A 23,270-nucleotide genomic window follows, 5' to 3' on the forward strand; every position below is an offset into this window, starting at 1 on the left:
CTCGTGTACGGGGCACATGGCCATGAGAGGATGGAGCCGGACCGGGCACGACAAGACGTGACGTGCCACCGGACCGGCGGACGCAGGAGGCAACAGGCACGTGGTCAAGCCCACGCACGAAGTCGAGTACGAGCAGATGCTGCTGAGCCGCCACGGGCTCATGCACCACAGAAGCGGGCGCCGCAAGGGCGGGCTGCTGGAACGCAGCGCCTACATCCTGCTCAGCCGTATCCGCGTGCAGGGGCCGATGTCGATCGGTGAACTCAGCGACGCCTTCGGGCTCGACGCCTCCACACTCAACCGGCAGACCGCCGCGGCGATGCGCGCGGGACTCGTGGAACGCATCCCCGACCCCGAAGGGGGCATGGCCCGCAAGTTCCGCCTCACGGACGAGGGCGCGCGTCTCCTCGACGAGGAACGCGAAGGCATCATCCACTCGCTGGACCAGGTGATGGCCGACTGGCCGGACGAGGACATCGCCGCCTTCGCCGCCTACCTGAGGCGCTTCAACACGGACATCGAACGCCTGGGCGGGCGCCCTTGGCCGCGTCCGTGACGGGACGGTGGGCGCCGTGCCGCGGTGCGCCGGTGCCGCCCGGGCCGGCGAGACCGGTTCCCGTCCTCGCGGAGCCCGCCGTGCCGCGCGGCTCTACGCTCTCGGTCCATGACGAGCCCCGACTGCTACGCGTGCGCCACCGAGGCGCGGTTCGAGGAACTTCCGTCGCGCGAGCGCATCGCGAGTGACGAGTACTGGCGCGTGGCCCACGCCGTCGGCACCGCGTTGCCGGGATGGCTGGTGCTGCTGCCCCGGCGCCACGTGACAGCGGTCCACGAACTCACCGACGCCGAGGCCGCCGGCCTGGGCATGTGGCAGGTCCGGCTGTCCCGCGCCCTGCGGGACGTGACCGGCTGCGCCAAGACGTACGTCGTCCAGTTCGCCGAGGCCGAGGGCTTCGCCCACGTGCACTTCCACATCGTGCCCCGCGGCGCGGATCTTCCTCGGGAGCAGCGTGGGCCGGGCGTCTTCGCCCTGCTGGGCCGCCCGGAGGCGGAGCAGGTCCCGGCCGAGCGTGCGGACCGCCTGGCTCACTCCCTGCGAGCCCGCCTCCAAGGTCGTACGGACGAGGAGGAAACCGCGGAACCCGGTCGCGGCCGTCCCTGACGCGCCCCGACGGGCGGACGCGGAGCGCCCGGGAGAGGGGTCACGCGGCCCCGACGTCCTCGGCCGGCGCGGCGGGACCGCGGGCGGACAGGTGCACCCGTCCGGGCAGGAGCAGCGGGGTGGCGAGCAGGAGAGCGCCGGACGCGGTGATCGCCGTGAGCGGGCTGGTGAGGGTGGCGAGAAGGCCCCAGAGCACCATCAGTACAGCTTGCACGAGCTTGCTGACGGCACTCCAGGTACTGAGGACCCGGGCCGTGCGGTCCGCGGGTGTCCGTTGCAGGCGCTCCCTGGCGCAGACGGGATTGAAGACGCCCATACAGGTGATCAGCAGCCCCTCGACGATGATCACGGTGAGGAGCCCGCGGACGCCGGGACCGACCAGGGCGAGCCCGAGCGGGAAGAGCGAGCGCAGCCGGCCGAAGACGGTCATGATCCGGTGCCGGCCGTAGCGGGTCACGAGGCGCGGCGAGAGGCGGGCACCCGCGAACCCGCCGAGAGCCGGCACGCCGAAGGCCAGACCGTATTGCCAGGCCGGGACGTGGTACTGCCCCAGCAGGAGGACGGGCAGAAGCGGGGCGGTGGCCATGATCAGGCCGCTGACCAGGATCGAGTTGAGGAACAGGCGCCTCAGAGTGGGATCGTGGAGGATGAACAGCCACCCGCCCAGCAGCTCGGCTCCGCGCACCCTGGTGACCCGCTCGCGAGGTTTCACGACATCGCCGCCGCGGATGCGCAGGACCCCGAGCGCCGACAGCAGGTAGCTGAAAGCGTCCGCCGTGACGGTGACGACCGGGCCGAGCACCCCCATGAGCGCACCGCCGAGGGGCGGCCCCGCCGCGATCGCCACCCAGCTCGTACCTTCGAGTCTCCCGCTCGCCACCAGAAGGCGATCGCCAGGGACGAGATACCTCAGATACGCACCCGACGCAGCGGTGAAGGCGATACCCGCGGTCCCGGAGACGACCGAGACCACCAGCAGCTGGCCGTACGACAGCAGGCCGAGGACGTACGTGACCGGGACGCTCACCATCGCGGCGAACCGGACCAGGTCCATCGTGATCATCACGCGGCGCTTGGCCCGGTGCTCCACCCACGGCCCGAGCGAGAACGCGACGAGCGCCGCCACGGCGAGCCCGGCCGCCTCCAGGAGCGACACGGCGAACGCCGACGAGTGCAGGACCCGGACCGCGATCACTGGGAACGCGCCGAAGGCGATCCACGTACCGTACGTACTGACCGCGTAGGCCGACCACAGCAGGCCGAAACCGCTCCCCAACCCCGCGCCCATGCGCCCCCCGCCACAACCGATGTTCGAGTCCCCCCATCACATCGGCCTCGCCGCCGCAGGATCAAACAACCGCATCCCGGGCGAGCCACAACCGTCGGTTGGGCGCCTCTATGCTGCCTCCATGGATACCGAGGCGGTGCGCTCGTTCGTCCGCGCGGCCGAGCTGGGACAGCTGCGGCACGCGGCCGACGAACTCGGCGTCACGCAACAGGCCGTGTCGAAGCGGATCGCCGCCCTGGAGCGCGAGCTCGACGTCCGGTTGTTCACCCGCACCGCCCGCGGGGTCGAGCTGACACTCGACGGCCAGGCCTTCCTCCCGCACGCCCGGAGCATCGTCACAGGGGTCGACCGCGCCGTCGGCGCGATCCGGCCGGGTTCGCGGGCCCTGCGGATCGACGTTCTCGGTCTCAGGTCCGCGCAGGCCGTCGTCCTGCACGACTACTGGCGCTCGCATCCCGAAACCGACCTCGACGTGGTCACCCTCAAGGGCAACGACCCACGCACGGCCGTCGCCGCCGTCCAGGCCGGCGACATCGACGCCTCGTTCCGCTCGGTCACCGACCCGGCCGAACTACCGCCCGACGTGCGGATGATCCACGCGTTCGACTCACCGCTGGAACTCCTCGTCGGCCCGAAACACCCGCTCGCCGCCGCGCGCACGCTCACGCCGTTGCGGCTGCGCCGGCACCGGATCTGGGTGCCGGGCATCGCGCCGCGCAGCGAATGGGCGGACTTCTACGACCAGCTCGCCACCGGCTTCGACCTCCGCGTCGACGCCGCGGGCCCGAACTTCGGCAACGAGGTACTCCTCGACATCCTGGCCGACTCCGCGGACGTGGCGACCCTCGTCGGCTCGCGCGACCGGTACATCTGGCCGACCCACCACGACCTGCGCCGCATCCCGATCGTGAATCCGACGATCGCCTACCCGCTCTCCCTCATCCTCCCCCGTGCGAACCCGCACCCCGGACTCCGGGCGATCATCGACCACTTCGCGAGCCTGGCACCACTCCCGGAGACGACCTGGCGGCCGTCCTGGGCACCGGCACCCCGCCGCGGCGGCGGTCCTCGAACGGGGGCGGCGGTCCTCGAAGGGGTTCGACGACCGCCGCCGACACCGTCGTGACCGACGGCACCTAGGGGGTGAACACCTCGTCGAGGCGGTCGATGGCACCGTCGGCACCGAGGTGGTAGGTGAAGACCAGACCCGAGTTCGGGTGGGCCTCCAGCCAGTCGAGGAACTCCTGCACGCCGATGTGCTGGTTCTCGGTGCTCTCCACGATGGGGTTGGTCACGGTGACGTCCGCGGCCTGGTCCATCGGGATGAAGGTCTCCTTGCCGACGGTCTCGAACGGCGCGCCGTCCGAGTCGGGCGAGCCGCAACCCCAGTTGCCGTGCTTGACGATCAGGCTCAGGGATCCCCCCTCCGGGGTGTAGCGGTAGACCGCGATCTCGTCCGGGGAGATGGGCATCTTGTGGTCACAGCCGTCGTCGTCGGCGCCACCCGCGCCCGTCGGCGTGGCGGCGGGGGACTTCGACGCGGCCGGAGCGGCGCCGGGGGACTTCGCGCTCCCGCCCGTACCCGCGGAGGCCTTCGCACCCGCTCCGGGCTTTTTGCTCGCCGCGCCGGTGGCCGCCTCCGTGCCGCCGGCGCCGCCCGCCTTCGTGGCGCTCGCGCCGCTGCCGGCGCCCTCCGCGCCGCCGTCGCCGTTGCACCCGGTGAGGGCCAACGCCCCCACCACGCACGCTCCCAGCACGGCAGCGCGCAGGGTGCCCGGTCTGCGGCGCCTCTTCGTCGGCGTCTGGTTCATCGTTCGTCCCCCTGGTGTCCAAGAATCCGTGTGCCTCAACGGCTTGACCGGAAGGACGACTTTCGGCCGCCCGCAGTTGCACGTTCGCGCGACCTGTTCGCGCGTCACCGGATGGTCGATTATGCGTGAGGAGTCCACCGCCTGCGAGGGCCGGGTCGCGGTTGGCACAGGTGTTCCGGGGACCGCGAGCGAGATGCCGCTCCCACAGCAACCCGGACGGGCGCCGGTGACGAATGCTCAACAGACCGCATGTATTGGACACCCTGCCGTCGGTGGACGGCATGGCCTGTTCTCGCCCGCGCACCCCTCGCGACGAGGACGCTCCCGCGGACGTCCCGCGGGGCGGGTCCACGGTCCCCGAGCGGCTCCACCATCACCCGTGTGATTGACTACGGCCGTGCTGCACGAGTCGGTCTTCCGCACCGTAGATCTTCCGGTGAGCGACCGGTTCGAGGCCTGGACGGAGCGACTGGGCCGTACCCACGCACCCATGGAGCTGGCCAGTGACCGCACGGCCGACTACCGCGCCCAGCAACGGCTGATCCAGCTCGGGGACGTGACGATCTGGCCGGCGACGTTCGACCAGCTGGTCTTCCGCCGGACAGCGAAACTGATCCGCCGGTCCGACCCCGAGGTCCTCCACCTCTCCCTCCTGCTGCGCGGAGAGGCAGCCGCCACCTGGGACGGACGGGACGTCGCGTACGGCGCGCACGACTTCCACGTCAACTGCTCCTCACGGTCGTACGAGATCTTCACCGGCCCCGGCCCGGTCAGCAGCATCGGTGTCGAGATCCCGCGGGCGCTGGTCGCGCTGCCCGCCCACCAGACGGACGGCATGATCGGGCGCCGGATATCGGGCCGGGAGGGATTCGGTGCCCTGCTGCGCCAGTTCCTGGTCCAGGTGGCGTCGGACGCCGGCTCCTTCCAGCCGTCGGACGCACCCCGGCTGGGCACGGTCGTCGCGGATCTGGTCACCGCGTTCGCGGCACACGGGATGGAATCCGACGTGCGGCTGCCACCGGAGACCCACAGCCGGACGCTGACCCTGCGCATCAAGGCGTTCATACGACATCACCTGGGCGACCAGGAACTGACACCCGCCCGGATCGCCGCCGCGCACCACATCTCACGCAGCTACCTGCACCGCCTCTTCCAGGCGGAGGGCGTCACCGTGGCCTCCTACGTCCGGGACCAGCGACTGCGCAACGCCCGCCGCGACCTCACGGACCCGGCCCTGCGCACGCAACCCGTCCACGCCGTCGGCGCCCGGTGGGGGTTCCCCCGCGCCGCCGAGTTCAGCCGGGCCTTTCGCACCGCCTACGGCGTTCCGCCGAGCGAACTCCGCCACCAGGCGCTCGGGTCGGACGCCGGCCGCGGCACCGGGCAGTAGACCCACAGCCAAGGGACTGTGGACTGTCGGCCAACGACAGGCGGTCCCGCGCCCGTGCATGCTTGTGATCACCGCGGCCGGGGGGGCGTGCGAGCGTCTGGAGCGGGCCGGGTACGGGGGTCCTGGCCCGGCTCCGGCGCGCACGGCGCCGGACCGGCGTCGCGGTGTTCGTCGCGTCCCCACCACTCGGCTGCTGTCGCCCTCGACGTGATCGGGTGCTTCCGCGGAGGCTCGCGGCGAGGGGGACGTCTCGAGCGGCAGGCGAGCAGCCGGTCCGGGGGCGTTGCGACCGGCAGGGGAGCGGCCGGTCGGCGGCGACGGCGTCGGCGCACGGGTCGTGTGCCGGGGAGGCATCGGACACCGGCAGGGTGGCCCACCCGCCGGGTGCGTGGCGGGAGGCTCGTACCGCACCTCCGTGGGACGACGACGGCGCGCAGCCGGAGAACCCGGCTGCGCGCCATCGGCCTGCACGCGGCTGCACGCACGTCGTGCGTCCCTGCGCCCGTTCGGTCAGCGCTTGAAGCTGTCCTTCGACTTCTCCTTGGCGTCCCGGGCCTTGCCCCGGGTCTCCAGCGCGGCACCCTTGGCGGCGGTGGTCTCGTCGCCCGTCGCGTGGGCCGCCTTCCGCACGGCCTTACCGACGACCTGCTCGGTCTTGGCCTTGGCCTTCTCTCCGGCGCTCATGTCGGTCCTTTCTCGGGAAGTCACCGAACCGACTGCCCGGGGCCCCGGAAGAAAACCGCGGCCTGGGGCCGTATGCCTGCCCGTGTGGCGGGACCGCAGGTCTGCCGGCTCGCGACGCGCGAGGGATTCGCCCGTCCGTGGCCGACCCCACGTGACCGCATGGCCCGTCCCACGTGACCGCGTGGATCGTGCGGTGACCGCGTGGCTCGTCCCCCGTGACAGCGGAGGTGAACAAGCGCTTAGATAGTGCTCGTCCGACCTCTCCCTCTCCTTCGACCCCGACAGGCTCACGCCGCGCTGGAGGCCCCGTTGCTGTTCACATCCGTCGACGACGTGTCCGCGCGGCTGGCCGAGACCGGCTATCTCGCCTCCCCGGCCGTCGCCACCACGGTCTTCCTGGCCGACCGGCTCGGCAAGCCGCTGCTCGTCGAGGGCCCCGCGGGCGTCGGCAAGACGGAACTGGCCAAGGCCGTCGCCCAGGTCGCCGGGGCAGAGCTGGTCCGCCTGCAGTGCTACGAAGGAGTCGACGAGTCCCGGGCACTGTACGAGTGGAACCACGCCAAGCAGCTGCTGCGGATCAGCGCGGGCCGTGACGAGACCTGGGACGAGGCGCGCACGGACATCTTCAGCGAGGAGTTCCTGCTGCCCCGGCCGTTGCTGACCGCGATCCGCGGGGACGAACGGAAGGTCCTGCTGATCGACGAGACCGACAAGGCCGACATCGAGGTCGAGGGCCTGCTTCTCGAAGTGCTCAGTGACTTCCAGGTCACGGTTCCCGAACTGGGCACGATCACCGCGACGAGCCGCCCCTTCGTGGTGCTCACGTCGAATGCGAGCCGCGAGCTGTCGGAGGCGTTGCGCCGGCGCTGCCTCTTCCTCCACATCGGTTTCCCGGACGAGGAGTTGGAGCGCCGCATCGTGCGGCTGAAGGTGCCGGACCTCGACGAGGCGCTGACGGAGTCCGTGGTGCGCGTGGTGGGCGCGCTGCGCGAGATGGACCTGCGGAAGGTCCCGTCGGTCGCCGAGACCATCGACTGGGCGCGCACCCTCCTCGCACTCGGCGCCGGCACCCTCGACGAGGCGGTGGTACGCGACAGCCTCGGCGTCATACTCAAGCACCAGGACGACGTCCTCAAGGCGACGGCGAAGCTCGACCTGGACGCCGTGTGAACGCCCCGGCCGGTGTGGCGGAGCGGTTGACGGGTCTCGTCGCCGCGCTGCGCTCGCACGGCGTCGGCATCGGCACCGGCGAAACCGTGGACGCCGCACAGGCGTTGGAGGCGCTCGGTCTCGCCGACCGGGAGCGGCTGCGCGAGGGACTGGCCGCCACGCTGCTCCACAGCACGGGGCAGCGGGCGGTGTTCGACCCGGTCTTCGACGTGTACTTCCCTCGCCGGGTCGGGGTGGCGGACGTCGAGACGCCCGCCGACCGGGAGGAGTTGCGGGACCGGCTCGTGGCCGCGCTCGCCGCGGACGACCGGGCGGTGCTGGCGGAGCTGGCCGTGGAGGCGGTGGACGGCTTCGGCGGTTACGGTTCCTCGCCGGGCTCGGACGGCTGGTCCTCGTACCAGACACTGGACCGGCTGCGTCCGCAGACGCTGATGGCGCGCGTGCGCGACACCGTCAGGGCCCAGGCCGGGGGAGCGGGGTTCGCCGACCGCCTGCTGGAGGACGAGGTCCGACGGCGGATACAGGCCTTCCGGGCGCAGGTCGTCACAGAGGCGCGGCGTCGGGTGGCGGAACGGCGCGGCCGGGACCGGATCGCGCGGCGGGCGGTGGTCACCACCGCGGACCGGGTCGACTTCCTGTTCGCCGGACGGGATCAACTCGCCGAACTGCGCAGGGTGGTTCAGCCATTGGCGCGTAAACTCGCCACGCGTCTCGCCGCACGGCGCCGTCGCGCCTCCCGGGGGACCGTCGACCTGCGGCGGACGCTGCGCGGGTCGTTGTCGACCGGCGGGGTGCCCATGCGGCCGGTGCTTCGCCGTCGCCGTCCCGCCCGCCCCGAACTCGTCCTGCTGTGCGACGTGTCGGGCTCGGTGGCGGGCTTCTCCGACTTCACGATGCTGCTGACACAGGCGCTGCACGACCAGTTCAGCAAGGTGCGGGTGTTCGCCTTCGTCAACCGGATCGACGAGGTGACGGGTCTGCTCGTGCGGGGCGCCGCCGACCCCGAGGGGCTGAGCGGCCGGATCCGGTCGGAGGCCACGCTGACCGGCTGGCACGGCAGCAGTGACTACGGCGCCGCGTTCGGTGAGTTCAGTGAGCGGTACGACGCTGCCGTGGGGCCGCGTACGACCGTCTTCGTCCTCGGTGACGCCCGGACGAACATGAGCGACCCGAATCTGCCGGCCGTGCGCCGGCTCGCCGGCCAGGCCCGCCGTTTCTACTGGTTGAACCCGGAGCAGCGGTCCCAGTGGGGCACCGGCGACTCCGCGGCGCTCTCCTACGCCGAGCTGGTGAACATGTACGAGTGCCGCAACGCCCGGCAGCTCGGTGACCTGATCGCCCGCCTGCTGCCCGTCTGAACGCCGTTCGGCCGGGTGTCAGCGGGAGAGGGGGAGTGGAAGGGCGTCCGTGTAGGCGTTCACCGGTTCGGCGACCTTGTCGACGGTGCGGGCGTCCAGCGCGATCGCGGCGGATTTCGTGCCCAGGATGCCGCCCCGGTGCCAGGTACCGGTGAGCCCGCCGGCCCGCTCCGACAGCTGCCGGCCCCCACGGGCCAGGCGACGCCCCGCGTCCGGCTCAGGCCACGGCGAGGCTCCGGTAGAGGGCGGACTGCTGGCACAGCTGGCGGTCGTCCAGGAAGTGTTCGAGTGCGCGGCGCCGGGCTCCGGCACCGAGTGCGGCGGCCCGGCCGGGATCCTGGAGCAGCCCGCCGGCGTGTGCCGCGAAGGCCACGCGGTCGTGCGGGTCGTCGAGAAGGATGCCGTGGACACCGTGCTGGATCTGGTCGCGGATGCCGCCGACGGCGCTCGCGACGACCGGACGGCTCTTCCACATGGCCTCGGTCACGGTCAGCCCGAACCCCTCGGCGAGACTCTTCTGCGCGACGACGGTGGCCTGCTGCTGCAGGGCACTGACGGTCACCGCGTTCTCCTCGGCGTCGGCCATCGGCAGGCAGACCAGATGGATCCGGGAGCGGCTGCGAAGCGGCAGCCGGCCCCACAGGTCGACACACTGGGCGAACACCGCCCCGCCCTCGGGGTCGTCGCTGACACCGCTGACATCGGGTCCCACCAGCGCGAGGTGCGCCCCGTCGAGCGCGGCGGCGCCCGCGGCGAAGGAGCTCAGCACCCCGGCCATGTCCTTGAGCGGGTCCCACCTGGAGATCTGCAGGACCAGCGGAGCCCAGGATGCCGCCCCGGTGCCAGGTACCGGTGAGCCCGCCGGCCCGCTCCGACAGCTGCCGGCCCCCACGGGCCAGGCGACGCCCCGCGTCCGGCTCAGGCCACGGCGAGGCTCCGGTAGAGGGCGGACTGCTGGCACAGCTGGCGGTCGTCCAGGAAGTGTTCGAGTGCGCGGCGCCGGGCTCCGGCACCGAGTGCGGCGGCCCGGCCGGGATCCTGGAGCAGCCCGCCGGCGTGTGCCGCGAAGGCCACGCGGTCGTGCGGGTCGTCGAGAAGGATGCCGTGGACACCGTGCTGGATCTGGTCGCGGATGCCGCCGACGGCGCTCGCGACGACCGGACGGCTCTTCCACATGGCCTCGGTCACGGTCAGCCCGAACCCCTCGGCGAGACTCTTCTGCGCGACGACGGTGGCCTGCTGCTGCAGGGCACTGACGGTCACCGCGTTCTCCTCGGCGTCGGCCATCGGCAGGCAGACCAGATGGATCCGGGAGCGGCTGCGAAGCGGCAGCCGGCCCCACAGGTCGACACACTGGGCGAACACCGCCCCGCCCTCGGGGTCGTCGCTGACACCGCTGACATCGGGTCCCACCAGCGCGAGGTGCGCCCCGTCGAGCGCGGCGGCGCCCGCGGCGAAGGAGCTCAGCACCCCGGCCATGTCCTTGAGCGGGTCCCACCTGGAGATCTGCAGGACCAGCGGAGCCTCGGCCGGGGGAGGGGAGACGCTGTACAGGCAGACCGGCCTGCGACGGACCTGCCCCACGGTTCCGTCCCCGCGCCGGTAGGAAGCCCGTTCGTGGGCGCGGCCGCCGGCACGCAGACCCATCCGGCGCACGATCGCGGCGGCGGCGTGGTCGTCCAGCGGCCGGTTCTTCGCCGACAGGGGATCGATCGACGGCTGGATCACGGCGACCTGCCGTTCCGCGAGCCAGCCGGGCACGTACTGGGCGCGCGAGAACACGAACGCGTCCGCCGAGTCCAGAAAGGGCCGCAGGAACGCCCACGCCCGGTCGGTGAACTCGTTGTGCGCGTCGCTTCCTATGTGCGAGCGCCACACCACTCGTACGCCTGCTCGCCGCAGCGCCGGAGCCAGGCCGGCCGTCTGGGGATCGTGCAGGGTGACGAGGTCTCCGGGCCGCACCGACCGCAGGAGCGCCCGCGCGTTGCGTTCACCGACGGCCGCGTAGTAGGCGGTGGCGTGGGTGTCCAGAGGCGGACCCGCGGCGTCCTGGCCGTGCAGGAGATGATGGAGCCGCTTGGTGAGCGCGAAGAACGTCGGATCGGCCTCGATCGTGAACCACCGCGCGTCGACCCCGGCGCCGCGCGTGTACCGCACGATCCGGTAGAGCATCTCGGCCACTCCGCCGCCGGCCGTCGTGGAGTTCACGTCGATGACACGGCGTGCACCGAGCACCGAGCGAAGGCCGCCGACCGCCGCTCCGAGGCCGGCCGCACGCTCGGGCCCGATGGTGTCTCTCAGCAGAGAGGGATCGGCGGGGGCGAGGGCCACCTCCGGAAGCGCCGCCTCCCCGGCGGTCGCGTGCGGAGAGAAGAAGAGCTGTGCCATGGCAGTCCGTCCACTGGGATTCAGGTCCACCGCTCGTTCGGAGCCCGACGCGGATCGTTCTCCGCTACATGACGTTCTTGACGTACTCGGCCTTTTTTTGGAGGCCCTCATGGCCTTGTCCCCCCAGGGTGATCCGGAGAAACCGGTCGAAACGCTGCTTTCTTACGAATTGCGTGGAGCTTGTTGTTCGCGTCGCGTTGTTCGGCGTTCCGCGTCGGATCGTGAACAACGCCCCCCTGGTAGGGCTGGAAGACCGAAGGCCCGTCCGCACCGGTGGCGAGCGGCCGGGGTATGCGGGGAAACGGGGGACGGGGCAGTGCGCGAAACGGTGCTGCGGCTGGGTTCGGCCGACGATCTGAAAGTCTCCGTGGGCAGGCAGCCCCTGCCCACGGTGCTCTCGCTGCTGGCCGACGCGCTCGGTGCGGCGGCGCAGGGTGTACCGCCGGGATGGCGGTCGGCGGCCCGTGCCGCGTGCCCGAGCGGCGCGGCACGGGCGCTGGGCCCCGCGTGTGAGCCCCGCGGGCTGTGGCTGCCGGACTGCATGTCGCCCCTCCCGCTCGACCCGAACCCCGTGGCCGCGCAGCTCGACCGGATCGCCGCGGTCACACCGGAACAGCTCGCCGGTGAGGTCACCGAGCGCTTCCCGGACGGAGTTCCGCACGCCTGGCAACGTGTACTCGACGGGCCGGCGCCGTTCGTCCACGGCTTCGTCGCGGCCACGGCGGGCGTCTGGGCGGCCTTCGCGCCGATGTGGCGACGGTCGCGACACCTGATCGAACTCGAGGCGGAACGCATCGGCGTCGCCACGGTCACCGGAACGCTGGACTCGGCGCTCGCGCGTCTGGGCCCGCGCGTCCGCCGTACCGGCGAGGGCCTGGCCCTGCCGGGCGGCCCCGCGGACCGGGGCCCGCTGGAGCTCGCCGACCGCAGGCTCCTGCTCGTGCCCCTGGTGTCCGGCACCACGGCTTCCGTGCTCTCCCTCGGCCGACGGGGCCCGAGCTGGATCGGCTACCCCGTGCCGGGGCTGCGGGACTCGGTGTCCGGCGCGGCCACCACGAGTCGCCGTGCCCTCGATCCGCTGGACGCGGTTCTCGGCGGGATGCGCGCCCGGGTCATGCGGCTCGCGCACCGGGGGCTGACCATGGGCGAGGTCAGCTCCCTGCTGAGCTGTGCGCCCGGTGCCACGACGCATCACTGCAAGCTGCTGGAGGCGGCCGGACTCGTCCGCCGCAAGCGTCAGGGCCGGCAGGTACGGCTTCTGCTGACCCGGCGCGGCGAACAGCTGCTGGGTGTCCTGGCGCCCTGAAACCGCCGACACCGCCGACGCCCTGCGCCGTGACGCCCGGACGCCCGCACGCCCGCACGCCCGCACGCCCGCACGCCCGCACGCCTGCACGCCCGCACGCCCGCACGAGACGATTCGCCCGAGCCGCAGAAGGGGACGCTTCCCTCAAGCACTTCAGGGAACTCGGTACGGCGGACGACGAGACCCCGGCCCCACGGCGCGATCGAGCCTTTCCGCGCAGGCCGCGCCCGGCACCGCCGAGCGCACGGGACCATCATCGGGTCGGCACTCGCCGAGTGGCGGACACGGTCGTGAGCACGTGGAGCGTGAGGGGGTCGGCCCATGCCGCGCAGGGAGCAGCCGCTCCCGCAGGGGAACGCGGCGCTGCGCAGGTTCGCCGCGGACCTGCGCCAGTTGCGCCACGACGCCGGCAGCCCCTCCTACCGCACCCTGTCGGGGATCGCCCACTTCTCCGTCGCCACGCTCTCGGGCGCCGCGGCCGGGCACAGGCTCCCCTCCCTGGACGTGACACTGGCGTACGTCCGCGCCTGCGGCGGTGACCCGGACCGGTGGGAGCCGCGCTGGCACGATGTCGCCACGGAACTCGCGGCAAAGGACGCGCTGCGGGACGCCCCGGAGCCGGAGCGCGACGACGCCGAGAGCCGGCGGCGCGCGCCGTACGCCGGGCTGGCCGCCTTCCAGGCCGACGACTCCCCCTGGTTCTTCGGCCGGGAACGACTCGTGGACGACCTCGTGGCCCGAGTGGCGAAGCAGCGGTTCGTCGCCGTCTTCGGGGCGTCGGGCGCGGGGAAGTCCTCGGTCCTGCGCGCCGGACTGCTGCCCCGGCTTCGGGCCCTCGACCGCCAGGTCTTCCTCCTCACACCGGGACCGCACCCGGTGGAGGAGGCCGCGATCCTGCTCGCCGCGCCGGCACGGACGACACCGGGCCGACTCCACCGGGACTTCACCGCCGAGCCGCGGAACCTGCACCGGACGCTGCGCGGGATCGCCGCGGAACAAGGGCCGGACGCCGAGGCCGTCCTCGTCGTCGACCAGTTCGAAGAGCTGTTCACCGTCTGCCGGGGGCAGGAGGAGCGGACACGCTTCATCACCGCGCTGGTCCACTGCGCCCGGGCCGCGAACAGCCGCTGCCGGGTGGTCATCGGCGTACGCGCCGACTTCTACTCCCACTGCGCCGAACAGGCCGAACTGGTGGAGGCGATGCGCGACGCCCAGGTCACCGTCGGTCCGATGAGCGCCGACGAACTGCACCGCGCCATTGTCGAACCCGCCGCCCGGGCCGGGTGCCGGGTGGAGGGACGGCTGCTCACCCACCTCGTCACACACGCCCAGGGCCACGGGGCGGTACTGCCGCTGCTCTCGCACGTGCTCCTGGAGACCTGGCAGCGCCGGCGCGGCAACCAGCTCACCCTCGACGGCTTCCGCGCGTCCGGTGGGGTGGAGGGCTCGCTCGCGCAGACGGCGGAGGCCTTCTACGGTGCGCTCGACGCCCGCCGGCGGGTCGTCGCCCGCCAGGTCTTCCTGCGACTCACCGCCCCGGGCGAGGGCACGGAGGACACCAAGCGCCGGGTCGAGCGCAGCGAACTCGACCCGGACGACGACACCCGGGTCGTTCTCGAGCGCGCCGCCGAGTCCCGTCTGATCACCCTCGACGGGCAGCGGCTGGAAATCACCCACGAGGCGCTGATCCGCGGCTGGCCCAGGCTGCGCGGCTGGCTGACCGGCACCAGACAGACACTGCGTGAGCACCGGCGGCTCACGGAGGCCGCGGCGGTGTGGGAGTCCCTGGGCCGGGACCCCGGAGTCCTGTACCGGGGCGCACGTCTCGCACTGGGCCGACAGCTGGCGGCGGACTCCGGCGGCATCGAGCTCACCCGGCGGGAGCACGCCTTCCTGGAGGCCGGAACCGCTGCGGAGAGGGCCGAGACCGAGACCGCACACCGCCGCGCCCGCCGGATGCGGATGCTGGTCACCGCACTTGCCGCGCTGCTCATGCTCACCATGGCGATGACCGCGTACGCCATGCGCGCCAACGAGAAGATGACCAGGCAGCGCAACGGGGCCGTCGCACAGAACGCGGCGGCCCGGGCCCCCGAGCTCGCGGGACAGCACCCGGCCCTCGCCGTGCAACTCGCTCTCGTCGCGCACCGGCTGGCACCCACCCGCGCCACCAGGGACAGTCTGCTCAGCACGCTCATGCCCTCGTGGTCCGGACACCGGGGCGAACTGCTCTCGCTGTCCCTCGCGGCCCACGGCGGGACGATGGCCACGGGGGGAGGCGACGGCGCCGTACGGCTGTGGGACGTGGGCCGGCCGTCGAAAGCCCGGCTCCTCACCACCCTGCCGGAACACGAAACCACCGTCCACGCCGTGGAGATGAGCCCTCGCGGTCACCTCCTGGCCGTCGCGGGCACCGACCGGAAGATCCGGCTGTGGGACGTCGGCGACCCGGGACGCCCGGAACTGCTGTCGGCCACCATCGCCCACACCGGCAGCATCCGCGCGCTCGCGTTCAGCCCCGACGGCCGGACCCTGGCGAGCGCCGGCAACGACCGCACCACCCTGCTGTGGGACACCGGGAACCCGCGGCGCCCGAAACGCCTGAGCGTGCTGGAGGGCCACACCGACACGGTGCGCTGCGTCGCCTTCAGCCGGGACGGGCACACCCTGGCCACGGCCGGCGAGGACGAGAGAGTACAGCTCTGGGACGTGGATGCTCCCCGCGCGCCCGTCCGGCTGGCCCGCTGGCGGGCGCACCACCTCGGCGTCTTCGCCGTCGCCTTCAGCCCGCGGGAGGACGTCCTTGCCACGTCCGGCGGCGGGGAGGCAGCCGTCCGGCTGTGGTCCGTGCGCGACCGGCGGCCCCGCGAGGTCGCGGCGCTCACCGGCCACAGCGACGTCGTGGGCGCCGTCGCGTTCAGCCCCGACGGGCACACCGTGACGACCGGGAGCGACGACCGTACGGTCCGCTCGTGGGACATCACCGACCTGGCTCACCCCCGACGCGGAATCGAGCTCACCGGGTACCGCACCGCGGTCTCCTCCCTCCGCTTCTCACCCGACGGCGGCACGCTGTTCTCCGGTGTCTACGACGGCATGGTGCGGGTGCTGCCACTGGACTTCCCCCGTGTCATCGCCCACGCCTGCGCCCAGGGCCGACCGGACATCACACGAGCCGCGTGGCGGAGGTACCTGGCGGGCATCCCGTACCGTCCGCCGTGCCGGTGAGGCGGAAACCCTCCGCATGGCAGCACCCCGCAGGAGTTCGGCGGCGTCCAAGAGGTCCCCGCGCCGGCCACTCCCACCCGGCGGGTCCGTCCGTCGAGGATCCGTGCCGTCGCGGTCGGCCCCTACTCGTTCCTGAGCAGGGCGACCGTCCCCGCCAGGCCCTCGTCTCCGTGCCCCTGAGCCACCCGTCGGCGCATCAGCTCCATGTACGGGGCGAGCAGTCGGGGGTCGACGGACTGCTCCGCCGCGGTGGCCAGGAGGGTGTCGTTGCCCGTCACCATCATGGCGAGGTGGGAGGTGACCCCCTCCGTGTAGTCACCGCTGGCCAGTTGTGCGGCGATGCCCTGGGCGGCCCCCGCCATGGCGGCGAGCCATTCCGTGAGCAGATCGGCGAACCGCGCCTGGTCCACGTCGTTCTCCGGCCGCGTGAGGGCGAACGCGTGGGTGATACCGGCGAACATGCCCGTCATCGCGCTGAGCAGTGCGACGTCGTGCAGCGCGGCATGGCCGGGGTCGGCGCCGACGAACCGCGCACCGGTGGGGGCCCGCAGCACCTCCTGGTGCTGTTCGAACACCTCGCGGTCGCCGCTGTAGAACACGTATCCCCCGGCCGCCGGCCGGCCGATCATCGTGGGAACGGCCATGATGCCGCCGTCCAGGAGACGAGCCCCGCGCTGCCCGGCCCAGTGGGCACGCCGTCGTGCCTGGGACGGCGTGCCCGTGGTCAGGTTGACCAGGTCCTTGGCGCCCAGGTCGACGCCGTCCAGGACGTCACCCACGGAGGCGTCGTCCAGGAGACAGAGGACGACGGGGCCGGTGGCCGAAGCCACCGCGTCTGCCGGGGTGGCCACCACCCGGGCGCCCTCCTCGGCCAGTCGCACGGCCTTGCCCGGCGTGCGGTTCCAGACGGTCAGGGGATGTTCTGCGGCAAGCCAGGCACGGGCGAGGGCACTGCCCATGTCGCCGAGGCCGAGGAGGGTGACAGGGGTCTTTTCGGTGGGGTCGGTGTGCATGCCGATCAGACTCGTCCGCGCCCGGACCGTGATCAAGTACGCACTGTTTTGTGGGTGGTTGCCTTAAGGTGAGCGAATGACCAGGCGGGACACGTACGTGTGCGGCATCGACGCGGCGATCGACGTGGTCGGCGGTAAATGGAAGGTCCTCATCCTGTGGGCGCTGGACCAGGCGCCGTGCCGCTTCGGCGAGTTGCGGCGCGGGATCCCAGGCGTCACGGAGAAGGTCCTCACCTCGCATCTGCGGGAGTTGGAGGACGACGGAATCGTCTTCCGGGAGGAGACGTTCGGGGGAGCGGTACGCCGGGTCACCTACGCCCTCACCCCCCTCGGCGTCTCACTCAACGAGGCGCTCGCCCCTCTGGGCGCCTGGGGCAGGGAGCACCTGCTCGGCGGGCGGCCCGCCGCGGCCGAGGAGTTCGACGGGCCGCACTGAGCCGGTTCCGGTGGAGGCCCGTGGGACGGGCGTCGTTCCGAGGAACGCCGAGATCGGCGATCTGCCACCGGGACCCGTCGGCGTGGACCGCAGGTCGACAGGGCCTGCGGTCCACGTGACCGGATCCCACTGCCACCGCCACCGGGGCGTGCCGCAACATCCGTCCGGCACGCCCCGGTCGGCCGGCGCAACGGCAAGCAGACCGTTCAGCGGCAGGCGGCCTTCACGGCCGTCAGCTCTTCACCGGTGAGTTCCGCGACGCGGTGTGCCGGCACCCCGGCGGCGAGCGCACGCGTCAGCAGCGCGTCGCGACCGTCGGTGCAGGAACGGTAGGCCAGCAGCTCCTGCTCCAGCCGGGCGATGTCCTGAGGTGCGGACTGGTTGCGTACGAGGCTCAGCTCCTCGTCGCTGAGGGGGACGGGCAGGCGTTCGGCGTCCTCCGGGACGGCCGAGGTCTCCTCCGGCGGCAGCAGACGCAGTTGCGGCGACGCCGCAGTGATGCCCTGCGCGTTGAGCCACGCCTGGACGGCGGGGGTCTCCAGACACGCCAGGTCTCCTACGGCTGCCGGGGGGACCCCGAGCGTCGCGGCCGCGCCGTCCAACAGGACGAGGTAGGCGTCGTCAGTCATTCTCGGTTCCTAACGGGGGGTGGGTAGTGCTGTTGGCGGCCCTATACCCCGTAGCGGCCGTCGCATAGCGGCGGGATGAAACCGACAGTGGCGACATTCCGCGTGAGAGCGCAGGCAACGGTGTGCTCTTCGGGGGAGGTCCGTTGCGGCGACTGGGCAAGCGAGGCGCGAGGCTGCTGTGAACAGGTGGCAAGACCGGGACTTGGCCGTACGTACATGTGGGCGACCCCGACCCCGGATCCGGACATGCGTTCGGCTGGGCCGGCTTCCCCGCCGGGACTCCACGACATGACCCGGCGAACTTCGGCACGGAACGCAACCTTTCACGCCGCCGGACTGTCTCATTTTCGTAGCCGCCCGCACGGGGCGGGGCGGCACTGAACCGACAGGGGGATGTCATGCGCAGGAGCGGTATGGCAATGGCGGCGCTCGTACTCGCGGCCGGGGGACTGGGAGTGACGGCCGTTCCGGCCGCGGCCGCGGGTGCGGCTACGACGCGGGCGGCGGCCTGCGCGACGGCCTGGGGCAGCGGCCCGAAGAGCGGGGCCGCGACCACCTCGGCATCGCTGACGGACGTGAGAACGGGCCGGCACGAGTGCTTCGACCGGATGGTGCTTGACATCCCCGGCGGGGGCACCAGCGGCCTCGGCTACCACGTCCAGTACGTGGACCGGCTGTATCAGGACGGCTCGGGCCACTACATCCCGGTCGGCGGCGGTGCCGTGATCGAGGTGCGCGCGGGGGCGCCGAGCTACGACCCGGAGACGGGTTCGCCGACCTACCCGGGGCAGGCGGCGCAGCCGCTTCCCGGTGTCAACCTCACCGGCTACAAGACGTTCAGGGACACGCGGTTCGCCGGCAGCTTCGAGGGTGACACCCAGCTCGGTCTGGGCGTGCGGGCGCGGTTGCCGTTCCGCGTGCTGCAGCTGGACGACCGGCTCGTGGTGGACGTCGCGCACACCTGGTGAGACGGCACGCCTGGTACTCCGGCCACGCTCGCCACGCACCGTCCCGCGGATCCACGGATCCACGGATTCGCGGGTGGTGCGTGGCGAGCGTGGCGGACGTGCGAAGCGGCGTCGCCCCTTGTGCAGACCGGATACGCGCTTCTATCCGAACTGGCCCGGCTGGTAGTCGCCGGCGGGCTGCTGGACGATGACGTTCACGCGGTTGTAGGCGTTGATGAGGGCGATGAGGGACACCAGGGCGGCGAGCTGGTCCTCGTCGTAGTGCTTGGCGGCGTCCGCCCAGGCCCCGTCGGTGACTCCGCCGGCCGCGTCGGCGGTACGGGTGCCCTGCTCGGTCAGTTCCAGGGCGGCCCGCTCGGCCTCGGTGAAGACCTTGGCCTCCCGCCAGGCGGCGATCAGATTCAGACGCGTCGAGGTCTCCCCGGCGTGCGCGGCGTCCTTGGTGTGCATGTCGGTGCAGAAGCCGCAGCCGTTGATCTGGCTGGCGCGGATCTTCACCAGTTCCTGGGTCTCGGCAGGGAGCGTCGAGTCGGAAAGCACCTTGCCGGCCGAGTTGATGTACCGCAGGAACTTGGTCGCGACCGGGTTGCCGTAGAGGTTCAAGCGAGCGTCCATGGTGAACTCCTGTGCCGTCGTCGGGTTACACCTCACTGACGGAACCGCTCGACGACATGTGACAGGAGTGGATGTGACGTGCGTCTCCCCGACTGCCGGGGCGCCGGGCGCCGGGTATCGGAGTGCCGGGGCGCCGGCTGCGCGGAATCGGCCATCAGTCGCACGGGCGGGCCGCCAAGTCGCGCGGCTGGCCGGGTGAACACGCCGCCGCTTCACTGCCCCGAGGCGTGATCGCCCGACGCGTGACCGCCGCCGACGCGTGACCGCCGTCCGGCCGCTCGCGCGGCCGGACGCGATACGAACCACGCGGTAGGGACTACGCGTCCTTCGGGGCCGCCTGCTGCACGACCTCGAACGACCACAACGTGGACCCGCTCGCCGCCGGCTTGGGACGCTCCCCGCTTTCCGCGCCGCCGCCGCCCTGGTGGGCGGCCTTCATCGGGCCCTCCATCCACGCCTGGAAGGACTCTTCGTCACGCCACCGCGTGTAGACGAGGTAGCTGTCGGTGCCTTCGACCGGGCGGAGGAGTTCGAACCACTCGAACCCGTCGGAGTTCTCCACGGCGTGGGCACGGGAGGCGAAGCGCTTCTCCAGCGTTTCCCGCTGCTCGGCAGGGACGGTCAGTACGTTGATCTTGACTACGCTCATGGCCCCATCCTGCCCCACCGGACAGCACGGGCAGTTCGCCGGCCACGCACCCACCGGCTCGACGCCGCCGCGAAAGCCACCAAGCCCCTTGGACCAGTGTCCCGCCCACCGGCCCGCGCGGGGCCCTGTGCTTCAGCACAACGTGGCCCCGGCCTCGCTGTGCACGGGCCTCTCACCTGCCCCGCCCCCTGTACGCAGCACCGGGCCGCTGGTGCCATGTCCGGCATGTCTCCTGCTTCCCCTGCGACGTCGGGCCCGGGCGCGCCAACAGACCTGAACGCATCAGCGGCACCGGAGCGCCGCCCGTGAGTACCGGCGACGGACAGTCGCTCGCCGCCATGGTCTTCCTCGCCTTCGTCGCGGTGTCCCTGCTGCTGTGCGGCCTCGCCGCCGCCGACCTGGACGACCCCGAGCACTTCTACGCGGGCGGCAGCGCCGCCTTCGGTCCGGTCGGCAGCGGTCTCGCCGTCGCGGGCGACTACATCTCCGCGGCCACCCTGCTCAGCACCACGGGAGCCGTCGCCCTCGACGGGAGCGACGGCATCCTCTTCGCCTGCGCCACCGTCGTCTCGCTCTACCTCGTCATGCGGATCCTGGGCGAACCCCTGCGCCGCCGGGGCGTGTTCACCCTGGGCGACTTCCTCGCCGAACGGCTCGGCGACGTCTCCGTACGGCGCGCTCTCGGCGTCGCCACCCTCGTCGTGCTCGCCCCCCTGCTCCTGGTGCAGCTGTCCACCGCCGGCCACATCATGGCGGCCATGTTCGGGCTTCCGGAGGGCGCGCTGACCGGCTGCACCGTCGCCGGCGGGACGCTGATGGTCTGCTACGCCGCGTTCGGCGGGATGCGTGGCATCGGCTACGTACAGATTCTCAAGGTCGGAGTGACCCTGACCGCAGTACTGCTTCTCGCCGGGCTCGTTCTCGCCCGGTACGGATGGTCGCCCCTCGCCCTCTTCGACGCCGCACAGGACCGCTCCGAGGCGGGCTCCGACTACGCGGCCCCCGGACTGCACTTCGGTCACTCCTTCGCCGGGCGACTTGACCTGATCAGCTTCGAGTCCACCCTCCTGATCGGCGCCGCCTGCCTGCCGCACCTCACCATGCGGCTGCACCCGCTGCGCGACGCCCGGACCGCGCGCCGTGCCGTCGGGTGGGCCGTGGGCCCCGTCGCGGTGGTGTGCGCCGGCGTGGTGGTGGCCGGGCTCGGTGCCTGTGCCCTGATCGGCCGGGACCTGATACGGGCCGCCGACCCCGGGGGAGCCACTGCCCTGCTGATGGTGACGGGCGCACTCGACCCGGTCCCCGGGGGCGCGCGGCACAGCATGCTGTTCGCGATCGTCGCGTGTGCCGTCTTCGTCACCACTCTCGCGGCCGTCGCGGGCATCACCCTGGCCGCCGCGTCCAGTCTCGCCCGCGACTTCGGCGCCCGCCCGGCCGACGGGACCCCGGGCCGCTCACCCGGGGGAGAGATCCGCAGGGCAAGGGTGGGCATCGTCGTGGTCGGCGCCGCCGCCGTGATCCTTTCGGTGCTCCTCCAGGACCGCGGCAGACTGACCCTGATCTCCATGTCGTTCACCGTCGCGGCCTCGGTACTCGCTCCGGTCCTGCTGTACGCGCTCTTCCTGCCCGGCCACACGGCCACCGGGGCGCGCTGGACCATCTACGGGACGCTGCCGCTGATCGTGCTGTTGCTCGCGGGATCCCCGGCCGTCTCGGGCACGCCGATCGCACTCTTCCCCGACCGCGACTTCCACTGGTACCCGCTCCAGACCCCGGGCCTTGTCACCATCCCGGTGGGCTTCCTGCTGGGGCTGGTCGGCCGGGACCGCACCCGCACCCAGGGGAGGCAACCTTCTCGGGACGCACAGACCAGGTCCCCGAGGAGAAGCTGGGTCTCCACGAAGTAGGGACCCACTAGAGCTGCCCGCCTGTTCCCTGCCGCCCGTCTCCGCCGGCGGCGGGCACTGCGGTGGCGGAGCTTTCGCCCAAGCGCTCGTAGCCGCAGCCCTGGTGGGCGACGAGCGAGCGTGGGCGTCGTGAACGCCGCCCGGGCACCGGACACGTCGCTGTCAGTCCAGGCGCCGGGCCAGCACCTGCCCCGGCCAGCCGCCGGACAGGAAACGGCCGGTGGGGGTGAAGCCGTTGCGCTGGTAGAACGCGACCAGCTCGCCCCCGCCGCCCGCCCAGCAGTCGACCCGCAGCAGTCTCACGCCGGCCCGCCGGGTCTCATCGGCGGCATGCGCCAGCAGCGCCGCCCCGATGCCGTGGCCGGCGTGCCGCCGGTCGGAGACCAGCAGCCGGACGTACCGCTCGGGCTCCCGGGCCCGGGCGATCGGCATCTGCGGGCTGGGCCCGGTGTCCAGCACCATGGCGCCGACAGGTGTCCCGTCCGACTCCGCGATGTAGGGGGCGTTCTCGGTGGTGTACCGCTCGACGCGCGCCACCCCGCCGGGCGTCCGCGAGTACGGTGTCGTGCCCCACTGCTCGGTGTTGCCGCGGGCGTTCATCCAGGCCACCGCGGAGTCGAGCATGGCCAGCACGGCGGGTGCGTCGGCCCGGCTGCCGGGTCTGATCCGTATCCCGGGCGCGATGTCGTTCATGCCGGAAGCCTAGGCACCGCTCGGATCACGCCGACGCCGACGCCGACGCCGACGCCGACGCCGACGCCGACCCTCGACGTCCGTGCCGGTCGGCCCGCGGACGCGGCTCGCACGAGCGGGGTCGTGCGCGGCCTGCCACCGAAGTCCGTGCCCGGGCGTCGGCATGGACTCGTTTGTCCGGGGCATACGGACAACAGTTTCCCGGACAGATCACCGAAGGGGTGTCACCGTGTCGACGCCGGACCCGCGCCATGTGAGAAAGCTTCTCGCCCGGTACGCGAGCGCACGCATCGCTCTCGCGGAGAGGAGCACGCGTGAGTGGCAGCGGGAGCTGGACGACGTGACGCGTACCCTCTGCATGCTGACCGGCACCCGCTCGGTCGCCGACGCGATCTGCGCCGCCGACGAGATCCTGGCGCAGCACGCCCGGCGGCAGCGCGCCCCCCGCCGTGCGACCGCGGGCGGGGGCAAGGCCCTGGCTGCCTGACCTGAGCTTCGACCTCCTGCGACGGCTCTTGCCCGTCCCCGACTCGGCGGAACTCGCGACAAACACGCGGTGTTGCCCGGGGGACAGC

The 23,270-nt window shown here is 72.4% G+C and carries 22 protein-coding genes; 12 read left to right on the forward strand and 10 right to left on the reverse strand.

Going from position 1 to position 23,270, the window contains the following annotated elements:
- Window positions 1-136: 136 nt before the first annotated feature.
- Together AC0ZLC_RS19770 and AC0ZLC_RS19775 are read left to right on the forward strand one after the other, a co-directional pair.
- Entirely contained in the window at window positions 137-556 is a 420-nt protein-coding gene (locus AC0ZLC_RS19770) for a MarR family winged helix-turn-helix transcriptional regulator (protein WP_476753397.1), read from the forward strand.
- Window positions 557-664: 108 nt separating this feature from the next.
- Window positions 665-1,162: an HIT family protein gene (locus tag AC0ZLC_RS19775; protein WP_476753289.1), complete on the forward strand. Its 498-nt coding sequence runs from the start codon at window positions 665-667 to the stop codon at window positions 1,160-1,162.
- Window positions 1,163-1,202: 40 nt separating this feature from the next.
- On the opposite strand, the gene AC0ZLC_RS19780 is transcribed toward AC0ZLC_RS19775, so the two are convergent.
- Window positions 1,203-2,450 carry an MFS transporter gene (locus AC0ZLC_RS19780; RefSeq protein WP_476753290.1) on the reverse strand — a complete coding sequence of 416 codons (1,248 nt, stop codon included), beginning with the start codon at window positions 2,448-2,450 and terminating at the stop codon, window positions 1,203-1,205.
- Window positions 2,451-2,571: 121 nt separating this feature from the next.
- Here AC0ZLC_RS19780 and AC0ZLC_RS19785 point away from each other — a divergent pair, with 121 nt between their 5' ends.
- Complete coding sequence (locus AC0ZLC_RS19785; protein WP_476753291.1) at window positions 2,572-3,576, forward strand: LysR family transcriptional regulator; 1,005 nt, start codon at window positions 2,572-2,574, stop codon at window positions 3,574-3,576.
- Between the two features lie 10 nt (window positions 3,577-3,586).
- Here the strand turns inward: AC0ZLC_RS19785 and AC0ZLC_RS19790 are convergent, their stop codons facing one another.
- The gene (locus tag AC0ZLC_RS19790) at window positions 3,587-4,261 is read right to left on the reverse strand and encodes a hypothetical protein (RefSeq protein WP_476753292.1); all 675 of its coding nucleotides are present in this window, start codon (window positions 4,259-4,261) and stop codon (window positions 3,587-3,589) included.
- A gap of 397 nt (window positions 4,262-4,658) precedes the next feature.
- On the opposite strand from AC0ZLC_RS19790, the gene AC0ZLC_RS19795 reads away from it, so the two are divergent.
- Complete coding sequence (locus AC0ZLC_RS19795; RefSeq protein ID WP_476753293.1) at window positions 4,659-5,651, forward strand: AraC-like ligand-binding domain-containing protein; 993 nt, start codon at window positions 4,659-4,661, stop codon at window positions 5,649-5,651.
- Window positions 5,652-6,161: 510 nt separating this feature from the next.
- Here the strand turns inward: AC0ZLC_RS19795 and AC0ZLC_RS19800 are convergent.
- Window positions 6,162-6,335, reverse strand: coding sequence for a CsbD family protein (locus tag AC0ZLC_RS19800; protein ID WP_476753294.1), 174 nt, complete (start codon window positions 6,333-6,335; stop codon window positions 6,162-6,164).
- Between the two features lie 312 nt (window positions 6,336-6,647).
- Here AC0ZLC_RS19800 and AC0ZLC_RS19805 point away from each other — a divergent pair, with 312 nt between their 5' ends.
- Both AC0ZLC_RS19805 and AC0ZLC_RS19810 read left to right on the forward strand, forming a co-directional pair.
- On the forward strand, window positions 6,648-7,505 hold the full coding sequence (locus AC0ZLC_RS19805) for an AAA family ATPase (protein ID WP_476753398.1): 858 nt from the start codon (window positions 6,648-6,650) through the stop codon (window positions 7,503-7,505).
- On the forward strand, window positions 7,502-8,863 hold the full coding sequence (locus AC0ZLC_RS19810) for a vWA domain-containing protein (RefSeq protein ID WP_476753295.1): 1,362 nt from the start codon (window positions 7,502-7,504) through the stop codon (window positions 8,861-8,863). Before AC0ZLC_RS19805 ends, AC0ZLC_RS19810 begins: the two co-directional genes overlap by 4 nt.
- Before the next feature lie 217 nt (window positions 8,864-9,080).
- Here AC0ZLC_RS19810 and AC0ZLC_RS19815 read toward each other — a convergent pair whose 3' ends face one another.
- Together AC0ZLC_RS19815 and AC0ZLC_RS19820 are read right to left on the reverse strand one after the other, a co-directional pair.
- On the reverse strand, window positions 9,081-9,641 hold the full coding sequence (locus AC0ZLC_RS19815; RefSeq protein ID WP_476753296.1) for a glycosyltransferase: 561 nt from the start codon (window positions 9,639-9,641) through the stop codon (window positions 9,081-9,083).
- A 140-nt stretch (window positions 9,642-9,781) separates the two neighbouring features.
- The gene (locus AC0ZLC_RS19820) at window positions 9,782-11,251 is read right to left on the reverse strand and encodes a glycosyltransferase (protein ID WP_476753297.1); all 1,470 of its coding nucleotides are present in this window, start codon (window positions 11,249-11,251) and stop codon (window positions 9,782-9,784) included.
- A 316-nt stretch (window positions 11,252-11,567) separates the two neighbouring features.
- Here AC0ZLC_RS19820 and AC0ZLC_RS19825 point away from each other — a divergent pair, with 316 nt between their 5' ends.
- Both AC0ZLC_RS19825 and AC0ZLC_RS19830 read left to right on the forward strand, forming a co-directional pair.
- Entirely contained in the window at window positions 11,568-12,557 is a 990-nt protein-coding gene (locus tag AC0ZLC_RS19825) for an ArsR/SmtB family transcription factor (protein WP_476753298.1), read from the forward strand.
- A gap of 321 nt (window positions 12,558-12,878) precedes the next feature.
- Window positions 12,879-15,785, forward strand: a complete 2,907-nt coding sequence (locus AC0ZLC_RS19830) for an nSTAND1 domain-containing NTPase (RefSeq protein WP_476753299.1) — start codon at window positions 12,879-12,881, stop codon at window positions 15,783-15,785.
- 122 nt (window positions 15,786-15,907) lie between these two features.
- Here AC0ZLC_RS19830 and AC0ZLC_RS19835 read toward each other — a convergent pair whose 3' ends face one another.
- Window positions 15,908-16,798, reverse strand: coding sequence for an NAD(P)-dependent oxidoreductase (locus AC0ZLC_RS19835; RefSeq protein WP_476753300.1), 891 nt, complete (start codon window positions 16,796-16,798; stop codon window positions 15,908-15,910).
- Between the two features lie 76 nt (window positions 16,799-16,874).
- On the opposite strand from AC0ZLC_RS19835, the gene AC0ZLC_RS19840 reads away from it, so the two are divergent.
- A complete protein-coding gene (locus tag AC0ZLC_RS19840; protein WP_476753301.1) occupies window positions 16,875-17,234 on the forward strand; it encodes a winged helix-turn-helix transcriptional regulator in 360 nt (119 codons plus the stop codon).
- A 206-nt stretch (window positions 17,235-17,440) separates the two neighbouring features.
- On the opposite strand, the gene AC0ZLC_RS19845 is transcribed toward AC0ZLC_RS19840, so the two are convergent.
- Entirely contained in the window at window positions 17,441-17,863 is a 423-nt protein-coding gene (locus AC0ZLC_RS19845; protein ID WP_476753302.1) for a DUF6003 family protein, read from the reverse strand.
- Window positions 17,864-18,261: 398 nt separating this feature from the next.
- Here AC0ZLC_RS19845 and AC0ZLC_RS19850 point away from each other — a divergent pair, with 398 nt between their 5' ends.
- Window positions 18,262-18,831, forward strand: a complete 570-nt coding sequence (locus AC0ZLC_RS19850; protein ID WP_476753303.1) for an AMIN-like domain-containing (lipo)protein — start codon at window positions 18,262-18,264, stop codon at window positions 18,829-18,831.
- 141 nt (window positions 18,832-18,972) lie between these two features.
- Here the strand turns inward: AC0ZLC_RS19850 and AC0ZLC_RS19855 are convergent, their stop codons facing one another.
- Together AC0ZLC_RS19855 and AC0ZLC_RS19860 are read right to left on the reverse strand one after the other, a co-directional pair.
- On the reverse strand, window positions 18,973-19,446 hold the full coding sequence (locus tag AC0ZLC_RS19855) for a carboxymuconolactone decarboxylase family protein (protein ID WP_476753304.1): 474 nt from the start codon (window positions 19,444-19,446) through the stop codon (window positions 18,973-18,975).
- A gap of 316 nt (window positions 19,447-19,762) precedes the next feature.
- Window positions 19,763-20,095: an antibiotic biosynthesis monooxygenase family protein gene (locus AC0ZLC_RS19860; RefSeq protein ID WP_476753305.1), complete on the reverse strand. Its 333-nt coding sequence runs from the start codon at window positions 20,093-20,095 to the stop codon at window positions 19,763-19,765.
- Between the two features lie 305 nt (window positions 20,096-20,400).
- Between AC0ZLC_RS19860 and AC0ZLC_RS19865 the strand changes: the two genes are divergently transcribed.
- Window positions 20,401-22,002 carry a sodium/solute symporter gene (locus AC0ZLC_RS19865; protein WP_476753306.1) on the forward strand — a complete coding sequence of 534 codons (1,602 nt, stop codon included), beginning with the start codon at window positions 20,401-20,403 and terminating at the stop codon, window positions 22,000-22,002.
- Window positions 22,003-22,164: 162 nt separating this feature from the next.
- Here the strand turns inward: AC0ZLC_RS19865 and AC0ZLC_RS19870 are convergent, their stop codons facing one another.
- Window positions 22,165-22,695, reverse strand: a complete 531-nt coding sequence (locus AC0ZLC_RS19870) for a GNAT family N-acetyltransferase (protein ID WP_476753307.1) — start codon at window positions 22,693-22,695, stop codon at window positions 22,165-22,167.
- Between the two features lie 229 nt (window positions 22,696-22,924).
- Between AC0ZLC_RS19870 and AC0ZLC_RS19875 the strand changes: the two genes are divergently transcribed.
- A complete protein-coding gene (locus tag AC0ZLC_RS19875; RefSeq protein WP_476753308.1) occupies window positions 22,925-23,182 on the forward strand; it encodes a DUF5133 domain-containing protein in 258 nt (85 codons plus the stop codon).
- Window positions 23,183-23,270 lie beyond the last annotated feature (88 nt).

The sequence above is a fragment of the Streptomyces sp. GLSS-08 genome (assembly GCF_056387915.1).

Excerpts from the sequence above, each read along its gene's own strand:
- AC0ZLC_RS19770 (WP_476753397.1), top strand. The coding sequence starts at position 137 with ATGCTGCTGAGCCGCCACGGGCTCATGCACCACAGAAGCGGGCGCCGC.
- AC0ZLC_RS19775 (WP_476753289.1), top strand. The coding sequence starts at position 665 with ATGACGAGCCCCGACTGCTACGCGTGCGCCACCGAGGCGCGGTTCGAG.
- AC0ZLC_RS19780 (WP_476753290.1), bottom strand. The coding sequence starts at position 2,450 with ATGGGCGCGGGGTTGGGGAGCGGTTTCGGCCTGCTGTGGTCGGCCTAC.
- AC0ZLC_RS19785 (WP_476753291.1), top strand. The coding sequence starts at position 2,572 with ATGGATACCGAGGCGGTGCGCTCGTTCGTCCGCGCGGCCGAGCTGGGA.
- AC0ZLC_RS19790 (WP_476753292.1), bottom strand. The coding sequence starts at position 4,261 with ATGAACCAGACGCCGACGAAGAGGCGCCGCAGACCGGGCACCCTGCGC.
- AC0ZLC_RS19800 (WP_476753294.1), bottom strand. The coding sequence starts at position 6,335 with ATGAGCGCCGGAGAGAAGGCCAAGGCCAAGACCGAGCAGGTCGTCGGT.
- AC0ZLC_RS19815 (WP_476753296.1), bottom strand. The coding sequence starts at position 9,641 with ATGGCCGGGGTGCTGAGCTCCTTCGCCGCGGGCGCCGCCGCGCTCGAC.
- AC0ZLC_RS19820 (WP_476753297.1), bottom strand. The coding sequence starts at position 11,251 with ATGGCACAGCTCTTCTTCTCTCCGCACGCGACCGCCGGGGAGGCGGCG.
- AC0ZLC_RS19830 (WP_476753299.1), top strand. The coding sequence starts at position 12,879 with ATGCCGCGCAGGGAGCAGCCGCTCCCGCAGGGGAACGCGGCGCTGCGC.
- AC0ZLC_RS19835 (WP_476753300.1), bottom strand. The coding sequence starts at position 16,798 with ATGCACACCGACCCCACCGAAAAGACCCCTGTCACCCTCCTCGGCCTC.
- AC0ZLC_RS19840 (WP_476753301.1), top strand. The coding sequence starts at position 16,875 with ATGACCAGGCGGGACACGTACGTGTGCGGCATCGACGCGGCGATCGAC.
- AC0ZLC_RS19845 (WP_476753302.1), bottom strand. The coding sequence starts at position 17,863 with ATGACTGACGACGCCTACCTCGTCCTGTTGGACGGCGCGGCCGCGACG.
- AC0ZLC_RS19850 (WP_476753303.1), top strand. The coding sequence starts at position 18,262 with ATGCGCAGGAGCGGTATGGCAATGGCGGCGCTCGTACTCGCGGCCGGG.
- AC0ZLC_RS19855 (WP_476753304.1), bottom strand. The coding sequence starts at position 19,446 with ATGGACGCTCGCTTGAACCTCTACGGCAACCCGGTCGCGACCAAGTTC.
- AC0ZLC_RS19860 (WP_476753305.1), bottom strand. The coding sequence starts at position 20,095 with ATGAGCGTAGTCAAGATCAACGTACTGACCGTCCCTGCCGAGCAGCGG.
- AC0ZLC_RS19870 (WP_476753307.1), bottom strand. The coding sequence starts at position 22,695 with ATGAACGACATCGCGCCCGGGATACGGATCAGACCCGGCAGCCGGGCC.